The organism is Enterobacter sp. BIDMC 26 (assembly GCF_000534435.1).
GTDB lineage: Bacteria > Pseudomonadota > Gammaproteobacteria > Enterobacterales > Enterobacteriaceae > Enterobacter > Enterobacter ludwigii.
Genome location: NZ_KI973182.1, coordinates 2,408,183 through 2,431,180 on the forward strand (window position 1 = coordinate 2,408,183; position 22,998 = coordinate 2,431,180).

A 22,998-nucleotide genomic window follows, 5' to 3' on the forward strand; every position below is an offset into this window, starting at 1 on the left:
ACGCCCCAGCAAAGGCATCACTCAACAAACAGCGATTCGACAACATTAATCCAGCCGTGCTCGCTGGCCACCTCTTTACCCATCAGCCAGCGGCGCAGCATGTTCAGCGCCATCATGGCGCAGACCTCCTGACGTACCGCCAGACTGTGGCGAGTAATGCTCATTTTAACCCGCAAAGCATACGTGCCTTCCGGCGTCGCCAGCGCAAAGTTGAGATGTTCCTCATCCAGCCCCCCCACAAACAGCGACAGGCCAGCAAAATGTTTCACCCTTCTTTCCGAAGCCCAGCGCGCGGTCTGCGCCAGCGTTTCCTGCTGGAACGGCACCACTTCACTGGCTAACAGCGGCGCACTGGCGCGCGACAGCTGTAGCGCCAGCAGGCCGCCGGTGAACTGTTCGCTTAAGGTCACGCTCAGCTGCCGAGACTGCAGATGTGACGCAATCTGCGCCGGCAGCCCCTCGGTGCCTTCAAAGATCAGGCTTTCACCTGCGACGCGCTGCACCTCCGGCCAGAGCGCCAGCATCGCCGCCTTCTCTGAGGCCGGTCCTGTCAGCTTGAGTTCAATGATGGGCATGGAGGAGCGGTAGCCCATTGAGACACCGGGTGGCAGGGAGAGATGATCAAGACTCTGGGCCAGATCGCTTTCGGAGCGGCCAAACGTGGTCAGACGCAGGCAGAGCGGAGGCTCAGGCAGGGTAAAACGTTCGCGAAGGCGCGGCAGGATCTGCTGCTCAACCATCACTTTAAATTCTGACGGTACGCCCGGCGTGAAGAACATCAGGCAGCGGTTCAGCGTAATGGCAAACCCACACGCGGTACCCACGGGGTTATCGACCAGTTCGGCGCTGGCGGGAATTTCCGCCTGCTTGCGGTTGCTGGGTGCCATAACACGGCCACGTTCGGAGAAGAAATGCTCCATCTGCGCCAGCCACTCTTCATGCAGCACCAGCCCTTCACCTTTTGCGGTCGCGGCGGCCAGGGCGCTGAGATCGTCGCTGGTGGGACCGAGCCCGCCGTTCACAATCAACACATCGGCGTGTTCGCTACGCTCGCGCAGCACATTCATCAGTGACTCAAGATTGTCGCCCACCGTATTGCGGCGCGTTAACGGTAATCCTTGCTCAAAGAAAAGATCGGCAAGCCAGGCAGCATTGGTATCAATAATTTGTCCATGCAGCACTTCGTCGCCGGTGGATAACATCTCCACGTTAATCATTGTGTTCTCCCGCTTATATGGTCAAAACACTATAGCGCAAATGGATGTCGGGAGAAGAGAGAAACTGGCGCGACAGAATGCCGCGCCGGCGTGATTAGAACCCTGCGCTGACCCCCACGTACGGGCCGTCAGCCAGTGCGTTGTCGCGGTTGCCGTCTTTACCCGCCAGGTTCAGATAGCGATAGCCTGCTTCAATCGTAATCGGATGCATGATGGTCCAGCGCGCGCCCGCGTTGGCTTCTTCATAGCTGTCGATACCGCTGGAGAGCGAATCCGGAGAATAGTAATACTCGCCGAACAGGCCGAAGCTATCGCCAATTTTCCACTGCAGGCCGCCGCCTACCGCCGCCGCGTAACCTTCATCGCCGTCGTTCGGGTTAGTGTAAATTCCCTTACCGCCCACGGTGGCCAGGAACGGGCCAAGCGGAATGTTCAGACCCAGGCCGAGGCTTGCCGCATCGCCATCGTCATCGTTATGTGTCCAGCCGCCGGTCATCGCCAGACCGGAGGTCTCGGTCCCAAGGCCAAAGCCGAGGTGAGTATAATCCTGACCCGCCGAGCCGTTGAAGCTGATGGCGTTCGCCGCCGAAGAAACAACCATCAGGCCTAAGCCCACTAATGCCACTTTTTTCATTGTCGTGATCCCGCACAATTTTATAGAGATGTCCCAAAACCGCGAGATTTTAACCTGAGTCGCCCGGGGATCAAGCACTCTGCGTGCGGCAGGCGAGTAGTTTGTAACGATTTGATACCCGGTGTTTTTTTACGTGAGCAGCAGAAAACGCATTTTAACGCTCAGGCCACCCAGCGTTTCGCTGCGCGTCAGCTGCAAAGGACTTCGGTGCAGACGGGCAATATCAGCGGCCAGCGCAAGCCCGATCCCTGACCCGGCGGCATCTCCGACGTTATCCAGCCGGTGGAAAGGCAGCATCGCCTGCTGGATCTGGTCCTCTTCGATGCCCGGACCACTGTCCTCCACGCTCAGCTCAACGGCGCCCTGATCTGTTCGCAGGAACACGGTCACTGTCCCTTCTGCAGGGGTATATTTGATCGCATTCTCCAGCAGGTTGGCGCACAACTCCCCCAGCAGCACGTCATCGCCTTCGATCATGACCGGCTGCTGAAGACCGTCATAGCCCAGGTCAATCGCTTTACTGCGCGCCTGCGCCAGCCGGGAGAAGCAGCAGTTTTGCACCACCTGAACCAAATCCACCGGCGCAAACTGGCCCTCCCCCTGCTCCTTACGCTTCACAGCGGAAAGCTGCAGCAGCCGTTCGGTCAGTACAATGGTGTCATCCAGAGTCGCATTCATTGCCCGCAGGCTCTCCTGCCACAGGGCGGGCTCCTGACGCATCAGGGCAACGGAGACCTGGGTTTTCAGCACCGCCAGCGGGGTTTTGAGCTGATGCGAGGCATCCGCGTTGAAGCGTTCCTGACGCGACAGCACGCCGCGCAGCCTGTCGATATAGCGGTTGAACGCCACAATCAGCAGCCGGGTCTCAGACCAGGGCAACAACTCCGGCAGCGGCGCGAGCAGGCCTGGATCACGACGCACCATCAACGAAGAGAGCTGGCGCATTGGCCGCAGTACGCGACGCAACAACCACGCGGTCAACACCAGGGTCAGCAGCACCAGCAATCCCTGAGAGACCCATGATGAAAAGAGCAACTGACTGGCGAGATAGCGGCGGGACTGGAGCGTCTCCGCAACATAAATCTCCGCCATGCCGACGATATTCCCTTCATTGACGGGCTGCAGCAGACGCGCGACACGGATCGCCTGCCCGCGGTATTCGGTGTGATAAAACCAGGCCAGCGCCGGATAGAGCGTGGTACGGGATGTTGCCGGGGGCATCCGGGGCAGATCGTCATAACCGGAGATCACCCGCCCGTCGGGATCAACCACTTTATAATAGAGCCGGTCGTTCATATTGAGTTCAAAGCTGTCGAGCACCACCCAGGGAACATTCACGCCCAGCCTGCCGTCGTGAACCTCCAGCCGCTCCGATATTGTTCGGGCAGAGGATAACAGCGTGCGGTCGTAAGCCTGCGTGGCCGCCTGCAATGCGCTGACATAGCTGTTAAATGCCGACAACCCCCACAGCAACAACAACGGAAGCCCAAGAAACAGCAGCAGTTGCAGGTAAAGCGACTGCGGCTTAACCCACCTCATCGCCGCACTCCAGCACATAACCCAGTCCGCGAAGGGTGGTGACCCTCACGCCGCTACCGCTGAGCTTTTTGCGCAGACGATGAATATAGAGATCGATACTCTCCGGGCTGACGTCGTCATTCAGGCTAAACACCTGATCGAACAGCTGCTGCCGGGATACGGGGCGGGTCCGGCGATGCATCAACACCTTCAGCAGCGACAGTTCACGCGGTGTGAGCGACAGAGGCTCGTCGCGCAGCAGGAAAAAGCCTTCGTCGTCATATTCCAGCTCCCCAAGGCGCTGACGCTCCTGCGTTCGCCCTTCGCTTCTGCGCAACAGGGCGCGCAGCCGCGCGTCAAGCTCCTCCAGCTCAAACGGTTTCGGCAGATAATCATCCGCCCCGGCGTTGAGCCCTTTCACCCGGTCCGCCACGTTGCTGCGCGCGGTGAGAAACAGGACGGGCAGCGTCTGACCGCGTTTACGCAGACGATGCACAACCTCCAGACCGTCAAAGCCGGGCATTCCGATGTCCAGAATGGCAACCGCATAGCTTTCTCCCTGCAGCAGATGGTCGGCGGCGCGCCCGTCAGAAACGCAGTCCACGGCAAAGCCCTCCTGCACCAGCGCTTTCTCCAGCCAGTGAGCCAGCTCACGATTATCTTCCGCGAGTAAGAGACGCATATCACATCCTGTAAAGTTGGTGTCGCATTGAAAGGGAAATGAAAGGTTATTGTTTTAACAATCACGCAACGGAACCGCTACAAGGTGGTTCACATAATCAGAAAAAAGACCCGTACCCGTACTCCCGGAACTCCGGCGTGAGGATAAACGATGAAAAAACAACTACTTTCGACGCTTGCTGCAAGCGTATTGATGATAAGTGCCTCTGTCGTTCAGGCGCAGGATGCCCCGTCCCGCACCGAGTGCATTGCGCCGGCGAAACCCGGCGGCGGTTTCGATCTCACCTGCAAACTCATTCAGGTCAGCATGCTGGAGACCGGCGCTATCGCAAAACCCATGCGTGTGACCTATATGCCCGGCGGCGTGGGTGCCGTTGCGTACAACGCGATTGTCGCGCAACGCCCTGCGGAAGCCGGCACGGTGGTGGCTTTCTCCGGTGGCTCGCTGTTGAACTTGTCTCAGGGGAAGTTTGGCCGCTACGGCGTGGATGACGTGCGCTGGCTGGCAACCGTCGGTACCGACTACGGCATGATTGCCGTGCGCGCGGATTCACCGTGGAAATCCCTGAAAGACCTGCTGACCGCCATGGAAAAAGATCCGAACAGCGTGGTGATTGGCGCCGGTGCCTCCATCGGCAGCCAGGACTGGATGAAAGCCGCCCTGCTGGCACAGCAGGCGAAGGTTGATCCTCACAAGATGCGCTACGTGGCGTTTGAAGGGGGCGGCGAACCGGTGACGGCGCTGATGGGAAATCACGTTCAGGCGGTATCCGGCGATCTCAGTGAAATGGTGCCCTACCTGAACGGCGATAAAATCCGCGTGCTGGCGGTCTTCTCTGAGAACCGCCTGCCGGGCCAGCTGGCGAACGTCCCTACCGCAAAAGAACAGGGCTATGACCTGGTCTGGCCGATTATCCGCGGTTTCTTCGTCGGGCCAAAAGTGACCGATGCCGAATATCAGTGGTGGGTCGAAACCTTCAATAAACTCCAGCAGACCGAAGCGTTTAAAAAGCAGCGCGATCTGCGCGGGCTGTTTGAGTTCAACCTGAGCGGCAAACCGCTGGATGAGTACGTCAAAAAACAGGTCAATGACTATCGCGAACAGGCGAAAGCCTTTGGCCTTGCCAAATAACCGGAGGCGGTATGAGCGATCGTATTTTTGCCGGGATTTGGCTGCTGCTCTGCGTCGGTGGGATGTTCGTCGCCTGGCAGATCCACAGCGAATACAGCTATGAACCGGTGGGGCCGCGCCCCTTCCCGATGGGCATTGTTGGACTGATGCTGCTCTGCTCGGTGGCCCTGCTGCTCCGTCATCCGGATACCGTAGAGTGGCCACCGCGCCGTATTCTGCAGCGTCTGCTGGTGATGGTCATCGTTCTGCTGATGTACGCCTGGGGTTTTGAGTGGCTCGGCTTTCCGGTGGCAACCGCCATCCTGACGATGGTGATCGGCATGCTGTTTAACGCCACCCTCCCGGCGGCGGGGATTTCCGGCGCGGTAATGGGGATCTTGCTGTGGTTTGCCTTTGACCGCCTGCTGGATGTGACCTTACCGCTCGGCGCATGGTTTAATTAACGGAGCACGCTATGGATACCTGGATTTATCTCTCGCAGGGGTTCGCCGTGGCGATGACCCCCGAAAACCTGGTGATAGCCCTGATCGGCTGCTTTGTCGGGACCATTGTGGGTCTGCTGCCCGGCCTTGGGCCGATTAACGGCGTCGCCATTTTACTCCCGCTGGCGTTTGCCCTGCATCTGCCTGCGGAATCGGCGCTGATCCTGCTGGCGACGGTGTATATCGGCTGTGAATATGGCGGGCGTATTTCATCCATCCTGCTGAACGTGCCAGGCGATGCGGCGGCCATTATGACCGCGCTGGATGGCTACCCGATGGCACGGCAGGGTCGCGGTGGCGTGGCGCTGTCCATCTCCGCGGTCAGTTCGTTTTGTGGTTCGCTGATTGCCATCGGCGGTATCATTCTTTTTGCCCCTGCGCTGGCCCAGTGGTCGCTGGCGTTTGGTCCGGCAGAGTATTTTGCGCTGATGGTCTTTGCCATCGCCTGTCTCGGCAGCATGATGGCGCAGAATCCGCTGAAATCGTTTTTGTCCGCGTTGATTGGTTTAGGGTTAGCCACCGTCGGCGTGGATGCCAACACCGGGGTTTATCGCTTTACCTTTGACAGCGTGCACCTTTCCGACGGTGTGCAGTTTATCGTGGTCGTGATTGGCCTGTTCTCGGTCTCTGAAATTTTATTGATGCTGGAACATACCAGCAGCGGACAGACGCTGGTGCGTAAAACGGGCCGCATGCTTTTCAGTGCCAAAGAGGGCGCACAGTGTATCGGCGCGACGCTGCGTTCGTCGGTGATTGGCTTCTTCGTCGGCATTCTGCCGGGGGCCGGGGCCACCATCGCCAGCGCCATCACTTACATGACCGAGAAAAAGCTCAGCGGCAACAGTGACAGCTTCGGCAAGGGGGACATTCGCGGGGTAGCGGCACCAGAGGCTGCGAATAACGCCTCGGCCTGCGGTTCGTTTATCCCGATGCTGACCCTTGGCGTACCGGGTTCGGGCACCACGGCGGTGATGATGGGCGCGCTGACGCTCTATAACATTACGCCTGGACCGGCCATGTTTACCGAGCAGCCGGATATTGTCTGGGGGTTGATTGCAGCGCTGCTGATCGCCAACGTGATGCTGCTGGTCATGAACATTCCGCTGATTGGTCTGTTCACCCGGATGCTGACAATTCCCCTGTGGTTCCTGGTGCCGGCTATCGCGGCCGTCTCTGCGGTGGGGGTGTATGCGGTACACAGCACCACTTTCGATCTGGTGCTGATGGTGCTGCTTGGCGTACTGGGCTACATCCTGCGTAAGATGCACTTCCCGATGTCACCGCTGATTTTAGGCTTTGTGCTGGGAGAGATGCTGGAGCAGAACCTGCGCCGCGCCTTGTCCATCAGCAACGGCAATATGTCTATTCTGTGGGACAGCAGCGTGACGAAGGTGCTGTTAGCGATGGCCATCCTGGTGATTGTGGTTCCGCCGGTATTGCGTCTGCTGCGTCGCCGCCAGCGCAAACCGGCACCGGATATCGGTTGATTATCCTTTCAACAGACGGGTGACCCACTGTTTTAATGCCTGGCGGGAGATCTTAATCCCGCCATTTTTAAGCTCTGCCGGCAGCATCAGCCAGTGCACCGGCTGCTCAAAGCGCGCCAGTTTACCCTGCACCCATGCCGGGAAGCCGGTGATATCGGTTCCCGGTTCACACTCCACCACCGCCACCGGACGCTGACCGAACTCGGCGTCATCGAGTGGGACGATAAACGCCTGGTTTATCTGCGGATGACGGGCAATAACCCGCTCAAGGCTTTCCGGCTGGATCCCTTCGCCCCCGCTGAAAAAGAGGTTGTCCATTCGGCCAAGGATCGTCAGGCGCCCGTCATGCCATTCCCCGCGATCGCGGGTGGCAAACCAGCCCTGAGCATTGGTCAGCGGAATCAATGCACCGTCCCGCCAGTAACCTGCGGCCATACTTTGCGCTTTGATCCACACTTCACCGTCAACCACCCGCACCTCTCTGCCCGGCAACGCAGCGCCGACGTCCGGTTCACCGTCCGCCTCTTTGGCGCAAACCGTTGAGGCAAACTCCGTCAGACCGTAGCCACAGAAAGTGCGGATCCCCCGCTGGCTCGCCTGCTGAGTCAGATCAACGGGGATCGCGGCCCCGCCAAGCAGTACGGCTTTCAGCGCGACAGGCTGGTGTGCATTAAGCAGACGCCAGAGCTGCGTCGGTACCAGTGAGGCATGCGTACAGCCCTGCAGGGCCTGCGCCAGCGGCTGCTTCTCGCGGACGGTTAAGCGCGCGCCGGCCTGCAACCAGCGCCACAAAATCCCCTGCCCGGAGACATGAAACAGCGGCAGGGAGAGCAGCCAGTCGTCTTCATCGCCGTAGGGCATCAGCGAAAGCACGCCGCGTGCACTGGCAAGATGGGCGGCACAGGTATGGACCGCCGCCTTGGGTAAACCGGTTGAACCGGATGTCAGCGTCATGGAAGCCAGCCGCGATGGTTGCCACGCCACGCGACACCCGCCCGGCGCCTCGCGCATGCTGAGTGCCACCAGCCCGTCGTAGACGCCGTCCAGCACCAGGGCAAAGCGCAGCGTCATCTGCGGGAGCAACACGTCCAGCAGCGGATGCGGCAGCTGCGGGTTAACGGGAAGAATACGTGCCCCGCACTGAAGCAATGCCAGCCACGCCATCAGGGTTTGCGGGTGATTATGCGCCAGCAGCAGTACGCCGTCGCCCTCCTGCACACCCTGCAGCTGAAAGCCTGCGGCCAGTCTGTCGATGCGCGCACACAGCTGTTGCCAGCTGAGCGTCTCATCGTTCAGCCTCAGGGCCGGTTTATCAGCATACTGCGCGCACCAGTGTCGCCACGGCCAGTCGATAAAACTCATAGCAACGGCTCCAGCCCCTCAACGTCAAGGAGCGGCAGCGTGCTGTCTGGCCACGGACGGATAAGCTGATTTTGCATCAGGTTCAGCGTATCGAGACCGGGGACAGTGTCTGGCGTTAACCAGGCGGCAATGCGCGCCAGTTGAGTTAGCCCCAGGCTGGACTCAATCGAAGAGCTAATGACCGCCGTCAGCCCGGCGGCATGGGCCGCCGCGACCTGCTCACGTACCTTAGCAAGGCTGCCGGTCAACGTCGGTTTAATGACCACCGCGCGGACACCCGGTTCGGCGACAAACGCAAAGCCGTCTTCACGCAGGCTTTCATCCCACGCGATGGCAATGCCGGTTTCACGGGCAAACGCCCGGGAATCGTCGCGGGTTTTACACGGCTCTTCCAGAAACGCGATGCGACTGCGGTACGCCGGGTTTACGTACTTCGCGAACTGCTGCGCCTTCAGCGGCGTCCAGGCGCGGTTAGCATCCAGACGCAGATGCAGGTCGGGCAATGCTTCCAGTAAGAGGTTAGCGACCATCCCATCGCGCACCGCTTCATAGAGACCGACTTTGATTTTCGCCACTTTCTCGCCCGGCATGGCGGCGAGCAGCGCAAACAGTTCATCCGGATCGCCCGTACAGAGCGGTGCCGCGCGGTAATTAGCCTCTGCAGGCAAGCTACCGTCCAGCTCCGCCAGCGCGCAGCTAATACCAAAAGCCGCGGAAGGCACCTCCGGCAACGCCGGGTTCGCGCCCTCACGCCACTCACTGGCCCACGCCAGCAATACCGCCTGCGCGTCATCCAGCGATTCAAGGCTAAAACCCGGCAGCGGCGAAATCTCGCCCCAGCCTTCCTGCTCGCCCTGCTGCAAATGCACCAGCATGCCATCACGGGTTTTTAACCGCCGTTCACGCAGCACCACGCCCGCGTCCATCGGTATCTGCCAGCGGTAAACCTGCGCGCGACGCATTACGGATTCCGTTTATATTTGCTGAAGTCAGGCTGGCGTTTTTCGTTAAAGGCGTTGCGACCTTCCTGCCCTTCTTCGGTCATGTAGAACAGCATGGTGGCGTTACCTGCCAGCTCCTGCAGACCTGCCTGACCGTCACAGTCGGCATTCAGGGCCGCTTTCAGGCAGCGTAGCGCCATTGGGCTGTTTTGCAGCATTTCACGACACCAGCGCACGGTCTCTTTCTCGAGGTCGGCAATTGGCACCACGGTGTTCACCAGGCCCATATCCAGCGCTTCCTGAGCAGTGTACTGACGGCACAGGAACCAGATTTCGCGGGCTTTTTTCTGACCGACAATGCGAGCCATGTAGGAAGCCCCCCAGCCACCATCGAACGAACCCACTTTCGGGCCCGTCTGGCCAAAGATGGCGTTCTCTGCGGCAATGGTCAGGTCACACATCATGTGAAGCACATGGCCGCCGCCGATGGAGTAGCCTGCCACCATCGCCACCACCGGTTTTGGACAGGTGCGGATCTGGCGCTGGAAATCGAGCACGTTCAGGTGGTGAACGCCAGAGTCATCCTGGTATCCGCCGTAATCGCCGCGCACTTTCTGATCGCCACCGGCACAGAACGCTTTTTCACCTTCGCCGGTCAGGACGATAACACCGATGTTGTCGTCATAGCGCGCGTCTGCCAGCGCCTGAATCATCTCTTTGACGGTCAGCGGACGGAACGCGTTACGCACCTGCGGGCGGTTGATGGTGATTTTGGCAATGCCGTCTGCGGATTTGTGGTAACGAATGTCGGAGTAACCTTCGGAGCAGTCTTGCCATTCAACCGGCGCATAGAGCATGTGTTCATCAGGATAGATCATAGAGAGTCCTTTATTCGAAGACGCAGTATCTGAGCCAGACTCGCAGCAACCGCAGCGGGGTTTTCCCGGTGGGCGTTGTGTCCGGCATGGGGGATCGCATGGCGTACGGCGTGCAGTTCAGCCGCAAGGGCTTTGAACTTCTCATCACGTTCACCATATAAATAATCAAAAGCGACGTTGCAGGCGCTCAGTGCCGGACGCAAATCAGGCTGCACGGCCAGCGAGGTGGCCTCGAGCATCATCGCCAGAGTCGCGCCATTGTTCTGGCTACGCAGGCGAATAAGCGCCTGCCGCTGAACGTCCGTCAGGGAAGCAAATACGGGTTGTCGGTACCAGTCAGTGAAAACCACGTCGAGCGCCTCGGTACGAAAGCGCCGCGCCCAGCGGCGATCGGATGCCAGCCGCGCACTCCGCTCACCGGCGTCCTGTAGCCCGGGATGGCCGCCTTCCACAATAATGCCCTTCAGCCCCTCTGGCTGCTGGCAGGCATGGAACATCGCAATGCGGCCGCCGAGGGAGTACCCCACCAGCCAGAAATTCAGTATGTTGTAACTAAGCAGGGTTCGGGTCAGCAAATCGCTCATCTCCTCTAACCCGGTCACGCCAGTATTGCCGGAATCACCGTGCCCCGGCAGGTCGAGATACAGCTGCGGGTAATCGCTCAGCGCCGCCCCGACCGTCTGCCACTCGCGGCAATCCCCGGAAAAACCGTGCAAAAAGACCAGCCAGGGATAACCCGGCTTTCCAGCCTGCTGCACGCCCGCGAGGATCACAGGTGGCTTACCTGGGCCAGCAGGCTTTGCAGTTTCTGCGCGCCGTCAGCATCGTTCACCACCAGTTCGATCAGCGTCGCACCGGGCTGTCGCCAGGCGCTGCTGAGGGCCGCATCAAGCGCCTCCCAGCTTTCCGGGCGATGGTATTTCAGGCTGAACATTGCCGCGGCGTGTTCAAACTGCACGTTCTGGGGCATCAGATAGAAACGCTCACGTTCGCTCTGCGGGGTGGGCAGCAGGGAGAAAATCTGTCCACCGTTGTTGTTAACCACAATCAGCACAAACGGTGCCGAAACCTGACGCAGCAGCGCCAGGGCATTGAGGTCGTACAGCGCGGAGAGATCGCCGACGATCGCCAGCGTAGACTTCGCGCTGGCACGCTGTACGCCCGCCGCCGTGGAGATCAACCCGTCAATGCCGCTGGCCCCCCGGTTACTGTAGACCGGGTAACCGGCTGGCAGCTTTGAAAAGGCATCTATCAGGCGAACCACCAGACTGTTGCCGACAAAGAGCTGCCCCTGCTCGGGCAGATACTGACGAATACGGTGTGCCAGCCCGGCCTCACTGAATGCTTCGCAGCTCGCCTGGGTTAACGCCCAGGCCTGTTCCGAAAGCGCCGGGATCGCAACGGCCCAGGGCTTGCGTTTTTCAGCCGGATGGAGTGCAAGCCAGGCGTCAATCTCACTGACCAGACGACGACCACGATGGTGTGCCGGGTCGAGCCGCCCTTCCAGCGAGTCCACCAGCCAGTACTCTTCTGGATCACAGGTTGCCTGCCACTGCAGTAACCGTTTACCGGTCAGGCTTGAGCCGAGCTGGACAATAATCTGCGCCTGCGAAAGCTCGGTGACCGCCTTCGCATTCCCCAGCCAGAGGTCGGCACACGGCAGCGGCTGACCGGTCTGGGAAAGCACGTCGCCAATCAGCGGCCAGCCAAGGGTTTGCGCCCATTCCGCAACCAGCTTGCCTTGCGCGGCGCTCATGCGCCCGGCAACCACCACGCCACGCTTCTGCCGCCAGAAGAACCAGTCACGTTGTCTGGCGCTTTCAGGATGCGGTTGTGCACGCAGCCACGGCTTTTCACTTTGCCACCACTCACCCAGGGTGCGCTGCCATTCAAGACCGGTGTCATCCATTTCACCATACAGCGGTTCGGCAAACGGACAGTTAATATGCAGCGCCCCGCTGCGCAGTGTCCCGATGGCATGATCGATTGTCGAGACCAGCCAGCTTGCCGGAATATCCTGAGTAGGACGCGGTAGCGCGATTGCCTGTGAAGGATGCGAGGCAAAGATGCCCGGCTGACGAATGGCCTGGTTGGCGCCACAGTCGATAAGCTCGGGGGGACGATCCGCGGTCAGCAGGATCAGTTTCTCCCCGGTTAATCCGGCTTCGATCAGCGCCGGATAGAGGTTTGCCACCGCGGTACCGGAGGTCACAATCACCGCCACAGGCTCGTTGCTGACTTTCGCCAGCCCCAGCGCCAGATGGCCAAGCCCGCGTTCATCAAAATGAGTGTGGTGAATAAATGCCCGGTTTTCAGCGGCCGCCAGCGTCAGCGGCGTTGAACGAGAACCCGGTGCAATACACACGTGCCTGACGCCATGGCGAGTCAGGGCTTCAAGGATCACCGCCGCCCAGCGTCGGTTAAAAGAACTTACTGACATGAGATTGTCCGGTATCAAGAATGCGACACAGTATAAATAATAGAAAAAATTGGAATTTTGATATGAATCGGGATTGCGCGAATCAGTATTAATCCCTTAGGAGCAGAGAGCGCAGTCCGGCCGCTTTGTTTTCTATCTCCTGCCACTCCTGCTCCGGGTCAGAGCCGCTGACAATTCCTGCCCCGGCGTACAGCCGCAGGGCGTCTTCGTAAACACGGGCAGAACGCAACGCCACGCAGAACTCGCTTTGTTCAGGGGATAAATACCCGGCAGAACCTGCGTACCACTCGCGGTCGAACGGCTCGTTGTGGTAGATAAAGTCGCGCGCCGCCTGACGCGGCAGGCCGGCGACGGCCGCCGTGGGCTGCAGAACATGCAGGCATTGTGCATCGTCAGCGTGTTTGAGCTCGGTCCAGATACAGCGACGCAGATGCTGTACTTTACGCAGCCGTACAACCTGGGCGGGCAGCACCTCCAGCGTCTGGGTATGGTGCTGGAGCCGCTGGCAAATATCTTCCACCACCAGCATATTTTCTCGCTGATTTTTGTCGTCGTTCATCAGCCAGTCGCCCAGCCGTTCAGCCTGTTTATCATCGGTATGGCTGGCGACGGTGCCTGCCAGCGCTTCCGTGCGCAGCAGCTTGCCGCGTCTGCGCCACAGGCGCTCGGGGGTCGAGCCGAGAAACGCGTTGCTGGCATCGAATACCATGCAGAAATGGTAGCAGTTCAGGTTCAGGGCGCGGCTGGCAGCCATCAGTGCGACAGGGTTAACAGAGTGCTTAAACTGCAGGTCGGTTGCCCGGGCGAGCACCACCTTTTCAAAATCACCGCGAGCGATGGTCTGGGTTGCCTTGCGGATAAGGCGCAGCCATTCGGGTTGTTCCGGATGATGCTTTTCCTGCACAACCTCAACGGACAGCGGACGAATGGGTCTTGCCTCACCGAGCTGCTGGAGAAAATCCAGCGCGGCGCGGGCATCATCGTGAAGTGAACTGTCGCTCCACAGCTGCAGGCGTAACGTGGCCTGTCCGGCGGTACGTCGCCACAGCAGACGCGGTAAAAACAGACTGCCCTGCTCGGGATTAAACGCATTCAGGCCGCAGATACGCGTGTCACGGGCCGCATCATGCGCCTGCAAAAACTGTGAGGCAAATGCCAGAGAGGAGAAATGCGCGACGGCACCAAGCGCAGCAAGTTCTTCATCACCGTTACGCTGTTGCCAGTAAAACTGAGGATAGCAATGCTGAACGCCCAACCAGGCCAGGGGATCGAAGGCGTCGTTTAACGGGAAAGAGACGTCGAAGTGATGTAAACCGGGTGCAGTGGGTAACGCTTGCGTAAGCTGGCTACGCAGATGCTCCAGCGCGGTGGAAATCGAATTCACGCGAACCTCTCCCTGTTAAAACCGCATATTATACGGGGTACTGACCATAAATAGCAGTACCCACGTATAGGGAGTGGTTAACCGTATAAGGAACGTTAACGGCGGGCTAAAAGCAGCCCCAACACCAGCCCGACAGCTGCCCCTACCCCGATGCCTTGCCATGGTTTTTCATGGACGTAATCATCGGCACGGTATACCGCCTTTTTCGCGCGGTAGTAGTAATTGTCCGAAGCATGGCTGACGCGATTTTTAACATCATCCAGCGCTTTTTCGGCACGGGCTTTCAGCTCAATATATTTCTGATCGGCAGGGTCGCCCGACGAACGTAACACCTCTTCCAGCGTTTCGCTCAGCAAGGCCAGGTCGTCATCGATACGGGTATCCCAGGATTGAAATGACATATTTTTCTCCATGTTAGTACACCAGTCCGCTAACTATAGCCAACGACTCGCCATTACGCCTGTTTCGCTTCCCGCGCCATGCCGATGTGTGGAATACCGTCCTCATCGTACACGTCCGTCACGGGGGTAAACCCAAAATGCCCATAGAACGGTTGCAGGTGCGCCTGCGCGCCCAGATATAACGCCTTGTCCGGCCACTGTTTTTGGCACGCTTCCAGCGTTTTTTTCATCAGCTGATAGCCCAGTTTTTCACCACGCGCGTTGCCGCTGATAATCACGCGACCAATCACGACAGGCTCAAAATCGTCTTCGCTTTTCAGAATCCTCGCATACGCCACCAGCGCGTTGTCCCGCCAGCCAAGAATATGGCGATTCTCACCAATAAGATCATCGCCATCGATATCCTGATACGGGCAGGTTTGTTCAACAACAAACACTTCGCAACGCAGTTTAAGCAGCGCGTAAAGTGACGTTACCGTGAGCTCACTATGGTGTAAATCTTGCCACTGGATCATGTCAGTCTCCTTCCTGGGTTCCTCACGTTATACTAAACCCCTCCCCGTTCGGCAAAGGGCTGATTACGTTATGGAACTGATTTTTCTCGGTACGTCCGCTGGAGTGCCAACCCGATCACGAAATGTGACCGCGATTCTGCTGGATTTGCAGCACCCGACGCGGGGTGGATTATGGCTTTTTGACTGCGGTGAAGGAACGCAGCATCAGCTGTTACATACCCCGTATCATCCCGGCAAACTGGATAACATTTTCATTACCCATCTGCATGGCGACCATCTGTTTGGCCTGCCTGGCCTGCTGTGCAGCCGCTCAATGGCGGGCAATGCCAACCCGCTGACGATTTACGGGCCTGCGGGTATCCGGGAATTTGTCGACACCACGCTGCGCCTGAGCGGCTCATGGACAGATTATCCCCTGGAGGTGGTGGAGATAACCGCCGGTCTGGTGCTGGATGACGGTGTGTATCGGGTGACAGCCCAACCCCTGAGCCATCCGGTAGAGTGCTATGGTTATCGCATTGAGGAGCAGGATAAACCCGGCGCGCTCAATGCGTCGGCGTTACTGGCCGACGGGATTAAACCCGGGCCGCTGTTCCAGCGTCTGAAGCAGGGCGAAACCGTGACGCTAGAAGACGGGCGCGTCATCAACGGGCAGGATTACCTCGCCGCCCCGCAGCCCGGGAAAAAACTGGCGATTTTTGGCGACACGGCCCCGTGCCCGTCGGCGTTGCTGCTGGCGCAGGGTGTGGATCTCATGGTGCATGAAGCCACCCTCGAGGCGGCGATGGAAGAGAAAGCCAACAGCCGGGGCCATAGCTCTACGTACCAGGCGGCGCAGCTTGCGCGTGACGCGGGCGTCGGGAAACTGATCGTCACCCATGTCAGCTCGCGCTACGATGCCCGGGGCTGTGAACGCCTGCTGGCAGAGTGCCGTGAACGGTTCCAGGAATGTGAGCTGGCCGAAGATTTCGCTAAGGTCAGCGTTTAGTCCTTCATTTTTCTCTCAGAGTGCCGATAACGATTAAAAGGTCAGCATTTCTCTCGAGGGTAGAATGGATAATTTCCAGAAAGATATTGATGACAGGGCGAATCTCACCCTGTCGAACCGTTTTGAACTGTTGCTGTTCCGTCTTGGCACCTCTCTGAACGCAAATAAATCCGAGCTGTTTGGCATTAACGTCTTTAAGCTGCGTGAAATTGTGCCGATGCCAGAGTTCACGAAACCCGCCGGGATGAAATCACCGCTGATGGGCATGGTGAATATTCGCGATCAGGTTATCCCGGTAATCGACCTGGCTGCCGTGGCCGGCTGTAAGCCAACCACCGGGCTGAACATCCTGCTGATCACGGAATATGCCCGCAGCGTGCAGGCTTTTGCGGTGGAATCCGTTGAGAACATCATGCGTCTTGACTGGAAGCAGGTGCACGCGGCGGAAACTGCCGTCAGCGGGCGGTACATCACCAGTATCGCCTGTCTGGATGAGAAGACCGATACCAATGAGCTGGCGATGGTGCTCGACGTTGAGCAGATCCTGTATGACATCACCCCGGCCAACCACGACCTGCATGCCACGGATCTGAAGACCACGAAATTCCACATCAAGCCCGGTGCCGTCGCGATTGTCGCCGAAGACTCTAAAGTGGCACGCTCGATGCTGGAAAAAGGTCTGCAGGCGATGGAGATCCCGGCGCAGCTGCATATCACCGGCAAAGACGCGTGGGAGAAAATTAGCGTGCTGGCGGCGCAGGCTCAGGCTGAAGGTGTGCCGATTACCGATAAGATTGCACTGGTGCTGACCGACCTGGAAATGCCGGAGATGGACGGCTTTACCCTGACGCGTAAAATCAAAACCGATCCGCTGTTGAAAGATATTCCGGTGGTGATCCACTCTTCCCTCTCCGGCAATGCTAACGAAGATCATATTCGTAAGGTGAAAGCCGACGGTTACGTGGCAAAGTTTGAACTCAATGAACTCTCGTCAGTCATTGAAGAAGTTCTGGATCGGTCAATGAAGAAGATTGACGGTCCGCTGATTAGCCGTAAACAGCTGGCTTAACTTTCAGCAGGCTCACGCCTTCCCGACAGGGCAAGGCCGCAAGCCAACAAAAAACCCGCCGAGGCGGGTTTTTTTATTCACTGCGGTCAAACAGCAACGTGATTACATCAGCGGCATCGCGTGCTGCACGATGGTGATCAGCGGCTGTGGATAGATACCGAAGATCAGTACCAGCAGCGCGGAGATCAGTACCACGATACCACCGGCGCTGTACTGCCAGTTACGCGGCGCATCGCGGTTCAGTTGCTGAGGTGCACTCAGATACAGACTCACGGCCACACGCAGGTAGTAGTAGAGACCGATTGCAGAGCCGATAACCACGCCAGCCGTCAGCCACCACAGGTGTGCCTGCACACCCACTGCCAGCACGTAGAACTTACCGATAAAGCCCAGCGTCATCGGAATACCCGCCAGAGAGAGCATCATTACTGTCATAACGGCGGACAGAATCGGACGGTGCCAGAACAGACCACGGTAGGAGAACAGGGAATCTGCATCCGGACCACGGTACGGGCTGGACATCAGGCTCACCACGCCGAACGCGCCGAGGCTGCTGAACAGGTAACCGGCCAGGTAAACACCGACGGTCTCCATCGACATCTCACCGCTCTGCAGCGCAATCAGTGCCACCATCAGGTAGCCCAGATGGGAGATAGATGAGTAGCCCAGCAGACGTTTAATATTGGTCTGGCTCAGCGCCATCAGGTTACCGAAGATGATGGAAGCAAACGCGATGATACCCAGCACCACGCGAACCGCTTCGCTGTCACCCACCGGCGCGTACAGGAACAGACGCATCACCACCCCGAAGATAGCGATTTTGCTCGCCGTCGCCAGGAAGGTTGAGACTGGAGCAGGCGCGCCCTGGTAGACGTCTGGCGTCCACAGGTGGAACGGAACCAGAGAGAGCTTAAAGCCAAGGCCAACAATCATCATGCCCAGACCCGCCAGCAGCAGCGGTTCGTGCAGCATACCGTCGCCGAGGCTCTTGCCGAGCGCCATGAAAGAGAGGTTTCCGGACTGTGCGTACAGCAGCGCGATACCAAACAGCAGGAAAGACGACGCGGCAGCAGACAGAATGGTGTACTTGATGCTCGCTTCCAGAGAACGTTTCTGACGGAAAGCGTAACCAATCAGACCGAACAGCGGCAGAGAGATAAGCTCAATACCGAGGAACAGCGCAGCCAGATGGTTCGCATTCGCCAGCAGAATACCGCCCAGCGCGGCAATCAGTACCAGCAGGTAAAACTCTTCTTTGTTGTCGTTGTAGCCTTCCAGCCATGGGTACGCAAACGTACAGGTTGCCAGGCTCGCCAGCAGAACCAGACCCGAGTACAGCATGGCATAGCCGTCAACGCGCATCAGTGGAGTGACGTCCATCGCCCCGCCCTGGCCAACAAACCAGAGAGAGACTAATGCGGCGTTCAGACCGATGACCGACAGCGTGGCATTCAGGAAGTGATTGCGTCGCCACGCAATGGAGAGCATCACAACCACCACCGTCAATCCGACGATCAGCAGCGGTAGCAGCGCGATCAGTTGTTGTGGAGTTATTGTCATGGCGAATTACGGCCTTGTAGTAGAAGCAGAATTAACAAACCACTGCTGGATATTCCCCATCGCGGAGTGCGAGGTATCCAGAATTGGCTGCGGGAAGAAGCCCAACAGCACCAGCAGTACGACCAGCAGCAGGATGATGAACAGCTCACGCAGCGACATCCCCGGCAGTTCTTTTGCAGCAATTTCGCTCTTCGCTTTACCGAAGTAAGCGCGATGCAGCATCGCCAGCGAGTAAACGGAAGCGAACACCAGACCAAAGGTGGAGATCACGGTAATGACCGGCACCACTTTGAAGCTGCCGAACAGAATCATAAATTCGCCGACGAAGTTACCGGTGCCTGGCATACCCAGCGTGGCCACCGCGAAGAACATAGAGAGCGCTGGCAGCCATTTAATTTTGCTCCACAGACCGCCCATCATACGCATGTCACGGGTGTGAAGACGTTCGTACAGCTGACCACACAGGATGAAGAGACCGGCTGCGGACAGACCGTGCGCAATCATCTGGATAACCGCACCCTGGTAAGCCAGCTGGCTGCCGGTGTAGATGGCAATCAGTACAAAGCCCATGTGGGAAACGGAGGTGTACGCAATCAGACGTTTAATGTCGTACTGCGTGAAGGCCATCCAGGCACCGTAGAAGATACCGATCACACCAAGCCACATCGCAATTGGCGCGAACTCAGCGGACGCATTCGGGAACAGCGGCAGAGCGAAACGCAGCAGACCGTAGGCCGCGGTTTTCAGCAAGATCCCCGCCAGGTCAACGGAACCCGCCGTTGGCGCCTGTGAGTGCGCGTCTGGCAGCCAGCCGTGCAGGGGAACCACCGGCATTTTCACCGCGAAGGCAATGAAGAAGCCCAGCATCAGCAGGTATTCCACACCGTGAGACATCGGGGTCTTCAGCAGGTCTTCATAGTTGAAGGTCCAGATACCGGTCGCCGTATGGTGAACAAACACCAGCGCCAGAATCGCAATCAACATCACCAGACCGCTCGCCTGGGTATAGATGAAGAACTTGGTTGCCGCCGTGATACGCGTTTTACCGTCGGACGCCTTATGGCCCCACAGCGCGATCAGGAAGTACATCGGCACCAGCATCATCTCCCAGAAGAAGAAGAACAGGAACATGTCGATGGCAAGGAACACGCCGATAACGCCGCCCAGGATCCACATCAGGTTCAGGTGGAAGAAGCCCTGGTATTTTTCAATTTCTCGCCAGGAGCACAGTACCGCCAGAACGCCGAGCAGACCCGTCAGCACCACCATCAGCAGCGACAGACCGTCGATAGCCAGGTGAATGGTTATCCCAAAACGCGGGATCCACGGCAGAATAAATTCAGACTGCCACTGCGGAATCCCCGCAGACTGCGTCAGAGAGTAGCCACCCTGCAACCACAGTTGCAGACCAAGCGCGAGCGTCAATCCCATGGTGATCAGCGCGATCCAGCGCGGCATCTTCACGCCAAAGCGTTCAGTCTGCCAGCACAGGAAGCCGCCGATGAAGGGAATTAATATTAGCCAGGGTAGTAACATGGCGATTTACATTCCTTTTTAAGGCCCCCAGCAGGGGCCTGATTTTCAACGAATTCGAATAAAATTCACTTAACGATCAACGCAACACCATCAGCAGCGCCAGCACGACAACCGCACCGATGCTCATGGACGCCACATACCAGCGCAGGTAACCGTTCTCGCTGAACAGCAGGCCTTTACCTGCAAAGCGGGAAAGGATCGCCGGGATATTCATCAGGGAGTTCAGCGGATCGCGTTTCAGCAGCCACGCAATGCCCAGGAACGGCTTGACGAAGATCATGTCGTACAGCCAGTCGAAGCCCCACGCGTTGTACCACCAGGTCCCCAGCAGGCGGCCTGGCGCACTGTTGGCAACGGCAGTCACCAGCGTACGTTTGCCCAGCCACAGCCATGCTGCGATCAGGATGCCCGCGATAGCGACCACACCCGAGGTGATTTCAAGCGTCAGAACGCGACCGTGCTCAAGCTCGGTGGTGTCCGGCAGTACGCCCTGCAGCGGTGGCACAATCAGTGCGCCAACGAAGGTGGAGAGTACCAGCAGCACAATCAGCGGCAGGTGATGAGTAATCCCCTTCCCTGCGTGAGCGTGAATTTGTTCTTTACCGTGGAATACGATGAAAATCATACGGAAGGTATACAGGGAGGTCATGAACGCACCGACCAGACCCGCAACCATCAGATTGATATGACCATTCGCCATGGCACCGGCAAGGATTTCGTCCTTACTGAAGAAGCCCGCGGTAATCAGCGGCAGTGCCGCCAGCGCCGCGCCGCCCACCAGGAAGCAGACATAAACCAGCGGAATGGACTTACGCAGTCCGCCCATCTTGAAGATATTCTGCTCGTGGTGGCAGGCCAGAATCACGGAACCGGATGAGAGGAACAGCAGCGCTTTAAAGAACGCGTGCGTCATCAGGTGGAAAATGGCTGCGTCCCATGCCTGAACACCCAGTGCCAGGAACATATAACCAATCTGGCTCATGGTGGAGTACGCGAGAACGCGTTTGATGTCGGTTTGCACCAGCGCGGCAAAGCCTGCCAGCACCAGCGTTACCGCACCAACGATACCCACCAGATGCAGAATTTCCGGCGTCATCAGGAACAGACCATGCGTACGCGCAATCAGGTAGACCCCAGCGGTAACCATGGTTGCGGCGTGGATCAGCGCGGAGACAGGCGTTGGACCTGCCATCGCGTCGGCCAGCCATGTCTGCAACGGCAGCTGCGCGGATTTACCCACGGCACCACCCAGCAGCATCAGCGTTGCCCACCACAGCATGTCATTGCCGGCAGCGAAGTGCGCTGGCGCCAGTTCTACCATTTCGCGGAAATTCAGCGTGCCCAGTTCGTTGTAGAGAATGAACAGCGCGAAGGCGAGGAAGACGTCACCCACACGGGTCACGACAAACGCTTTCATGGCCGCTGCGCCATTCTTCGGATCGGTATAGTAGAAGCCGATCAGCAGATAAGAGCAGAGACCCACGCCTTCCCAGCCGAGATACATCAACAGCAGGTTATCGGCCAGCACCAGAACAACCATGCTCGCGATAAACAGGTTGGTGTAGGCGAAGAAGCGGGAGTAACCCTCTTCACCACGCATATACCAGGAGGCAAACATGTGGATCAGGAAGCCCACGCCGGTTACCACGGAGAGCATGGTCAGAGAGAGACCATCCAGCACCAGGTTGAAACCGATGTTGAAATCACCGACCGACATCCAGGTCCACAGCGGTACGCTGAAGGCCTGACGCCCGTTATTAAAGAAGTCGATACCCGCATACGCTGTCACCAGCGCAGCCAGACCCACAGAGCCCATGCCGACGGTAGCGGACAGATTCTCAGACCAGCGGCCACGAGAAAACGCCAGCAGCACGAAGCCAATCAGCGGAAAAATAATGGTTAAGGCAAGCATGTTCATCCACGCAACTCACTTACTGAATCGATGTTCAGGTTCTGGCGGCGACGATGGAGCTGCAGTAACAGCGCCAGGCCAATACTCGCTTCGGCAGCCGCGAGGCTGATGGCGAGAATGTACATCACCTGACCATCGGTCTGGCCCCAGTAGCTTCCGGCGACCACGAAGGCCAGCGCGGAGGCGTTAATCATGATTTCCAGACCGATCAGCATAAACAGCAGATTGCGGCGGATAACCAGACCGGTTAAGCCCAGAACGAATAAAATCGCAGCGAGGATCAGTCCATGTGTTAAGGGGATCATGCGCGTTCCTCCGTTTTTCTTTTCGCGCGGTCGTCAGTGCGGTTGCTCAGCAACTCACCAGCACGCTCTTCGCGGCCAACGTGGAAGGCAACAACCAGGCCCGCCAGCAGCAGCATAGAGGCCAGTTCAACCGCCAGGACGTATGGGCCAAACAGCGTAATACCCACCTCTTTAGCGCCGATTGGCGTGCCGTCGATGCCCTGATCATTCACGCCCAGAATGGCGTAAACAATGACCACCAGCATGATGGCCGACAGGATCGCCGGGCCAATCCAGACCTGCGGTTTTAACCACTGACGTTCCTGCTCAATTTCAGAGCCGCCCAGGTTCAGCATCATCACCACGAAGACGAACAGCACCATGATGGCCCCGGCGTAAACGATGATCTCCAGCGCACCAGCAAAGTGCGCGCCCAGCGCAAAGAACACCCCGGAAATAGCCAGCAGCGAGATAATTAAGTACAGCAGCGCATGCACCGGATTGGTGTGCGTAATCACTCGCAGCGTAGCCAGGATGGCGATAAGGCCACAGATATAAAAAGCGAATTCCATTGCCC

The 22,998-nt window shown here is 58.2% G+C and carries 22 protein-coding genes; 5 read left to right on the forward strand and 17 right to left on the reverse strand.

Annotated elements, in window-relative coordinates; genetic code table 11:
• Nucleotides 1–17 precede the first annotated feature (17 nt).
• The 4 genes from L462_RS12100 to tctD all read right to left on the reverse strand — a co-directional run bounded on the left by L462_RS12100 (nucleotide 18) and on the right by tctD (nucleotide 4,051).
• A complete protein-coding gene (locus tag L462_RS12100; protein WP_032678602.1) occupies nucleotides 18–1,217 on the reverse strand; it encodes a nicotinamide mononucleotide deamidase-related protein YfaY in 1,200 nt (399 codons plus the stop codon).
• 94 nt (nucleotides 1,218–1,311) lie between these two features.
• Nucleotides 1,312–1,851, reverse strand: a complete 540-nt coding sequence (locus L462_RS12095; protein ID WP_032678603.1) for a YfaZ family outer membrane protein — start codon at nucleotides 1,849–1,851, stop codon at nucleotides 1,312–1,314.
• Nucleotides 1,852–1,980: 129 nt separating this feature from the next.
• Nucleotides 1,981–3,390, reverse strand: a complete 1,410-nt coding sequence (locus L462_RS12090; protein ID WP_032678604.1) for a sensor histidine kinase — start codon at nucleotides 3,388–3,390, stop codon at nucleotides 1,981–1,983.
• On the reverse strand, nucleotides 3,377–4,051 hold the full coding sequence (gene tctD, locus L462_RS12085; protein ID WP_014170976.1) for a transcriptional regulator TctD: 675 nt from the start codon (nucleotides 4,049–4,051) through the stop codon (nucleotides 3,377–3,379). Before tctD ends, L462_RS12090 begins: the two co-directional genes overlap by 14 nt.
• Nucleotides 4,052–4,201: 150 nt before the next feature.
• Between tctD and L462_RS12080 the strand changes: the two genes are divergently transcribed.
• The 3 genes from L462_RS12080 to L462_RS12070 are packed head-to-tail and all read left to right on the forward strand — an operon-like array spanning nucleotide 4,202 to nucleotide 7,151.
• Entirely contained in the window at nucleotides 4,202–5,182 is a 981-nt protein-coding gene (locus L462_RS12080; protein ID WP_014170977.1) for a Bug family tripartite tricarboxylate transporter substrate binding protein, read from the forward strand.
• An 11-nt stretch (nucleotides 5,183–5,193) separates the two neighbouring features.
• Nucleotides 5,194–5,625, forward strand: a complete 432-nt coding sequence (locus L462_RS12075; protein ID WP_020883153.1) for a tripartite tricarboxylate transporter TctB family protein — start codon at nucleotides 5,194–5,196, stop codon at nucleotides 5,623–5,625.
• Nucleotides 5,626–5,636: 11 nt separating this feature from the next.
• Nucleotides 5,637–7,151 carry a tripartite tricarboxylate transporter permease gene (locus tag L462_RS12070; protein WP_014170979.1) on the forward strand — a complete coding sequence of 505 codons (1,515 nt, stop codon included), beginning with the start codon at nucleotides 5,637–5,639 and terminating at the stop codon, nucleotides 7,149–7,151.
• Here L462_RS12070 and menE read toward each other — a convergent pair whose 3' ends face one another.
• The 8 genes from menE to L462_RS12030 all read right to left on the reverse strand — a co-directional run bounded on the left by menE (nucleotide 7,152) and on the right by L462_RS12030 (nucleotide 15,072).
• Nucleotides 7,152–8,513, reverse strand: coding sequence for an o-succinylbenzoate--CoA ligase (gene menE, locus L462_RS12065; protein WP_032678605.1), 1,362 nt, complete (start codon nucleotides 8,511–8,513; stop codon nucleotides 7,152–7,154). It lies immediately after the preceding gene.
• The gene (gene menC / locus L462_RS12060; RefSeq protein WP_032678606.1) at nucleotides 8,510–9,475 is read right to left on the reverse strand and encodes an o-succinylbenzoate synthase; all 966 of its coding nucleotides are present in this window, start codon (nucleotides 9,473–9,475) and stop codon (nucleotides 8,510–8,512) included. The genes menE and menC overlap by 4 nt, the downstream gene beginning before the upstream one ends.
• Nucleotides 9,475–10,332 (reverse strand): 1,4-dihydroxy-2-naphthoyl-CoA synthase, encoded by an 858-nt coding sequence (menB, locus tag L462_RS12055; RefSeq protein WP_014170982.1) that lies wholly within the window; start codon nucleotides 10,330–10,332, stop codon nucleotides 9,475–9,477. The genes menC and menB overlap by 1 nt, the downstream gene beginning before the upstream one ends.
• Nucleotides 10,329–11,105 (reverse strand): 2-succinyl-6-hydroxy-2,4-cyclohexadiene-1-carboxylate synthase, encoded by a 777-nt coding sequence (gene menH, locus L462_RS12050; RefSeq protein ID WP_032678607.1) that lies wholly within the window; start codon nucleotides 11,103–11,105, stop codon nucleotides 10,329–10,331. The genes menB and menH overlap by 4 nt, the downstream gene beginning before the upstream one ends.
• Nucleotides 11,102–12,772 (reverse strand): 2-succinyl-5-enolpyruvyl-6-hydroxy-3-cyclohexene-1-carboxylic-acid synthase, encoded by a 1,671-nt coding sequence (gene menD / locus L462_RS12045; RefSeq protein WP_032678608.1) that lies wholly within the window; start codon nucleotides 12,770–12,772, stop codon nucleotides 11,102–11,104. Before menD ends, menH begins: the two co-directional genes overlap by 4 nt.
• 88 nt (nucleotides 12,773–12,860) lie before the next feature.
• Nucleotides 12,861–14,156, reverse strand: a complete 1,296-nt coding sequence (gene menF, locus L462_RS12040) for an isochorismate synthase MenF (RefSeq protein ID WP_032678609.1) — start codon at nucleotides 14,154–14,156, stop codon at nucleotides 12,861–12,863.
• Nucleotides 14,157–14,251: 95 nt separating this feature from the next.
• Nucleotides 14,252–14,557, reverse strand: coding sequence for a stress response protein ElaB (elaB, locus tag L462_RS12035; RefSeq protein ID WP_020883147.1), 306 nt, complete (start codon nucleotides 14,555–14,557; stop codon nucleotides 14,252–14,254).
• A 53-nt stretch (nucleotides 14,558–14,610) separates the two neighbouring features.
• On the reverse strand, nucleotides 14,611–15,072 hold the full coding sequence (locus tag L462_RS12030) for a GNAT family N-acetyltransferase (RefSeq protein WP_032678610.1): 462 nt from the start codon (nucleotides 15,070–15,072) through the stop codon (nucleotides 14,611–14,613).
• A gap of 70 nt (nucleotides 15,073–15,142) precedes the next feature.
• Here L462_RS12030 and rnz point away from each other — a divergent pair, with 70 nt between their 5' ends.
• Both rnz and L462_RS12020 read left to right on the forward strand, forming a co-directional pair.
• Nucleotides 15,143–16,060: a ribonuclease Z gene (gene rnz / locus L462_RS12025; RefSeq protein WP_032678611.1), complete on the forward strand. Its 918-nt coding sequence runs from the start codon at nucleotides 15,143–15,145 to the stop codon at nucleotides 16,058–16,060.
• Between the two features lie 64 nt (nucleotides 16,061–16,124).
• Nucleotides 16,125–17,129, forward strand: coding sequence for a chemotaxis protein (locus L462_RS12020; protein WP_014170989.1), 1,005 nt, complete (start codon nucleotides 16,125–16,127; stop codon nucleotides 17,127–17,129).
• Nucleotides 17,130–17,231: 102 nt separating this feature from the next.
• Here L462_RS12020 and nuoN read toward each other — a convergent pair whose 3' ends face one another.
• The 5 genes from nuoN to nuoJ form a co-directional block, all read right to left on the reverse strand.
• Nucleotides 17,232–18,689, reverse strand: coding sequence for an NADH-quinone oxidoreductase subunit NuoN (nuoN, locus tag L462_RS12015; RefSeq protein ID WP_014170990.1), 1,458 nt, complete (start codon nucleotides 18,687–18,689; stop codon nucleotides 17,232–17,234).
• Nucleotides 18,690–18,695: 6 nt separating this feature from the next.
• Nucleotides 18,696–20,225, reverse strand: a complete 1,530-nt coding sequence (nuoM, locus tag L462_RS12010) for an NADH-quinone oxidoreductase subunit M (RefSeq protein ID WP_014170991.1) — start codon at nucleotides 20,223–20,225, stop codon at nucleotides 18,696–18,698.
• A 76-nt stretch (nucleotides 20,226–20,301) separates the two neighbouring features.
• A complete protein-coding gene (nuoL, locus tag L462_RS12005; protein WP_014170992.1) occupies nucleotides 20,302–22,143 on the reverse strand; it encodes an NADH-quinone oxidoreductase subunit L in 1,842 nt (613 codons plus the stop codon).
• Entirely contained in the window at nucleotides 22,140–22,442 is a 303-nt protein-coding gene (gene nuoK, locus L462_RS12000) for an NADH-quinone oxidoreductase subunit NuoK (RefSeq protein WP_003861496.1), read from the reverse strand. Before nuoK ends, nuoL begins: the two co-directional genes overlap by 4 nt.
• Entirely contained in the window at nucleotides 22,439–22,993 is a 555-nt protein-coding gene (gene nuoJ, locus L462_RS11995) for an NADH-quinone oxidoreductase subunit J (protein ID WP_014170993.1), read from the reverse strand. Before nuoJ ends, nuoK begins: the two co-directional genes overlap by 4 nt.
• Between the last annotated feature and the right edge of the window lie 5 nt (nucleotides 22,994–22,998).

Bases quoted from the DNA above. Each gene is read 5' to 3' on its own strand.
- L462_RS12030 (WP_032678610.1), bottom strand. From the start codon at position 15,072: ATGATCCAGTGGCAAGATTTACACCATAGTGAGCTCACGGTAACGTCA.
- elaB (WP_020883147.1), bottom strand. From the start codon at position 14,557: ATGTCATTTCAATCCTGGGATACCCGTATCGATGACGACCTGGCCTTG.
- menC (WP_032678606.1), bottom strand. From the start codon at position 9,475: ATGCGTCGCGCGCAGGTTTACCGCTGGCAGATACCGATGGACGCGGGC.
- L462_RS12020 (WP_014170989.1), top strand. From the start codon at position 16,125: ATGGATAATTTCCAGAAAGATATTGATGACAGGGCGAATCTCACCCTG.
- nuoM (WP_014170991.1), bottom strand. From the start codon at position 20,225: ATGTTACTACCCTGGCTAATATTAATTCCCTTCATCGGCGGCTTCCTG.
- nuoL (WP_014170992.1), bottom strand. From the start codon at position 22,143: ATGAACATGCTTGCCTTAACCATTATTTTTCCGCTGATTGGCTTCGTG.
- tctD (WP_014170976.1), bottom strand. From the start codon at position 4,051: ATGCGTCTCTTACTCGCGGAAGATAATCGTGAGCTGGCTCACTGGCTG.
- nuoN (WP_014170990.1), bottom strand. From the start codon at position 18,689: ATGACAATAACTCCACAACAACTGATCGCGCTGCTACCGCTGCTGATC.
- L462_RS12080 (WP_014170977.1), top strand. From the start codon at position 4,202: ATGAAAAAACAACTACTTTCGACGCTTGCTGCAAGCGTATTGATGATA.
- menE (WP_032678605.1), bottom strand. From the start codon at position 8,513: ATGAGTTTTATCGACTGGCCGTGGCGACACTGGTGCGCGCAGTATGCT.
- menD (WP_032678608.1), bottom strand. From the start codon at position 12,772: ATGTCAGTAAGTTCTTTTAACCGACGCTGGGCGGCGGTGATCCTTGAA.
- nuoK (WP_003861496.1), bottom strand. From the start codon at position 22,442: ATGATCCCCTTAACACATGGACTGATCCTCGCTGCGATTTTATTCGTT.
- L462_RS12075 (WP_020883153.1), top strand. From the start codon at position 5,194: ATGAGCGATCGTATTTTTGCCGGGATTTGGCTGCTGCTCTGCGTCGGT.
- L462_RS12070 (WP_014170979.1), top strand. From the start codon at position 5,637: ATGGATACCTGGATTTATCTCTCGCAGGGGTTCGCCGTGGCGATGACC.
- L462_RS12100 (WP_032678602.1), bottom strand. From the start codon at position 1,217: ATGATTAACGTGGAGATGTTATCCACCGGCGACGAAGTGCTGCATGGA.
- menB (WP_014170982.1), bottom strand. From the start codon at position 10,332: ATGATCTATCCTGATGAACACATGCTCTATGCGCCGGTTGAATGGCAA.
- rnz (WP_032678611.1), top strand. From the start codon at position 15,143: ATGGAACTGATTTTTCTCGGTACGTCCGCTGGAGTGCCAACCCGATCA.
- L462_RS12090 (WP_032678604.1), bottom strand. From the start codon at position 3,390: ATGAGGTGGGTTAAGCCGCAGTCGCTTTACCTGCAACTGCTGCTGTTT.
- L462_RS12095 (WP_032678603.1), bottom strand. From the start codon at position 1,851: ATGAAAAAAGTGGCATTAGTGGGCTTAGGCCTGATGGTTGTTTCTTCG.
- nuoJ (WP_014170993.1), bottom strand. From the start codon at position 22,993: ATGGAATTCGCTTTTTATATCTGTGGCCTTATCGCCATCCTGGCTACG.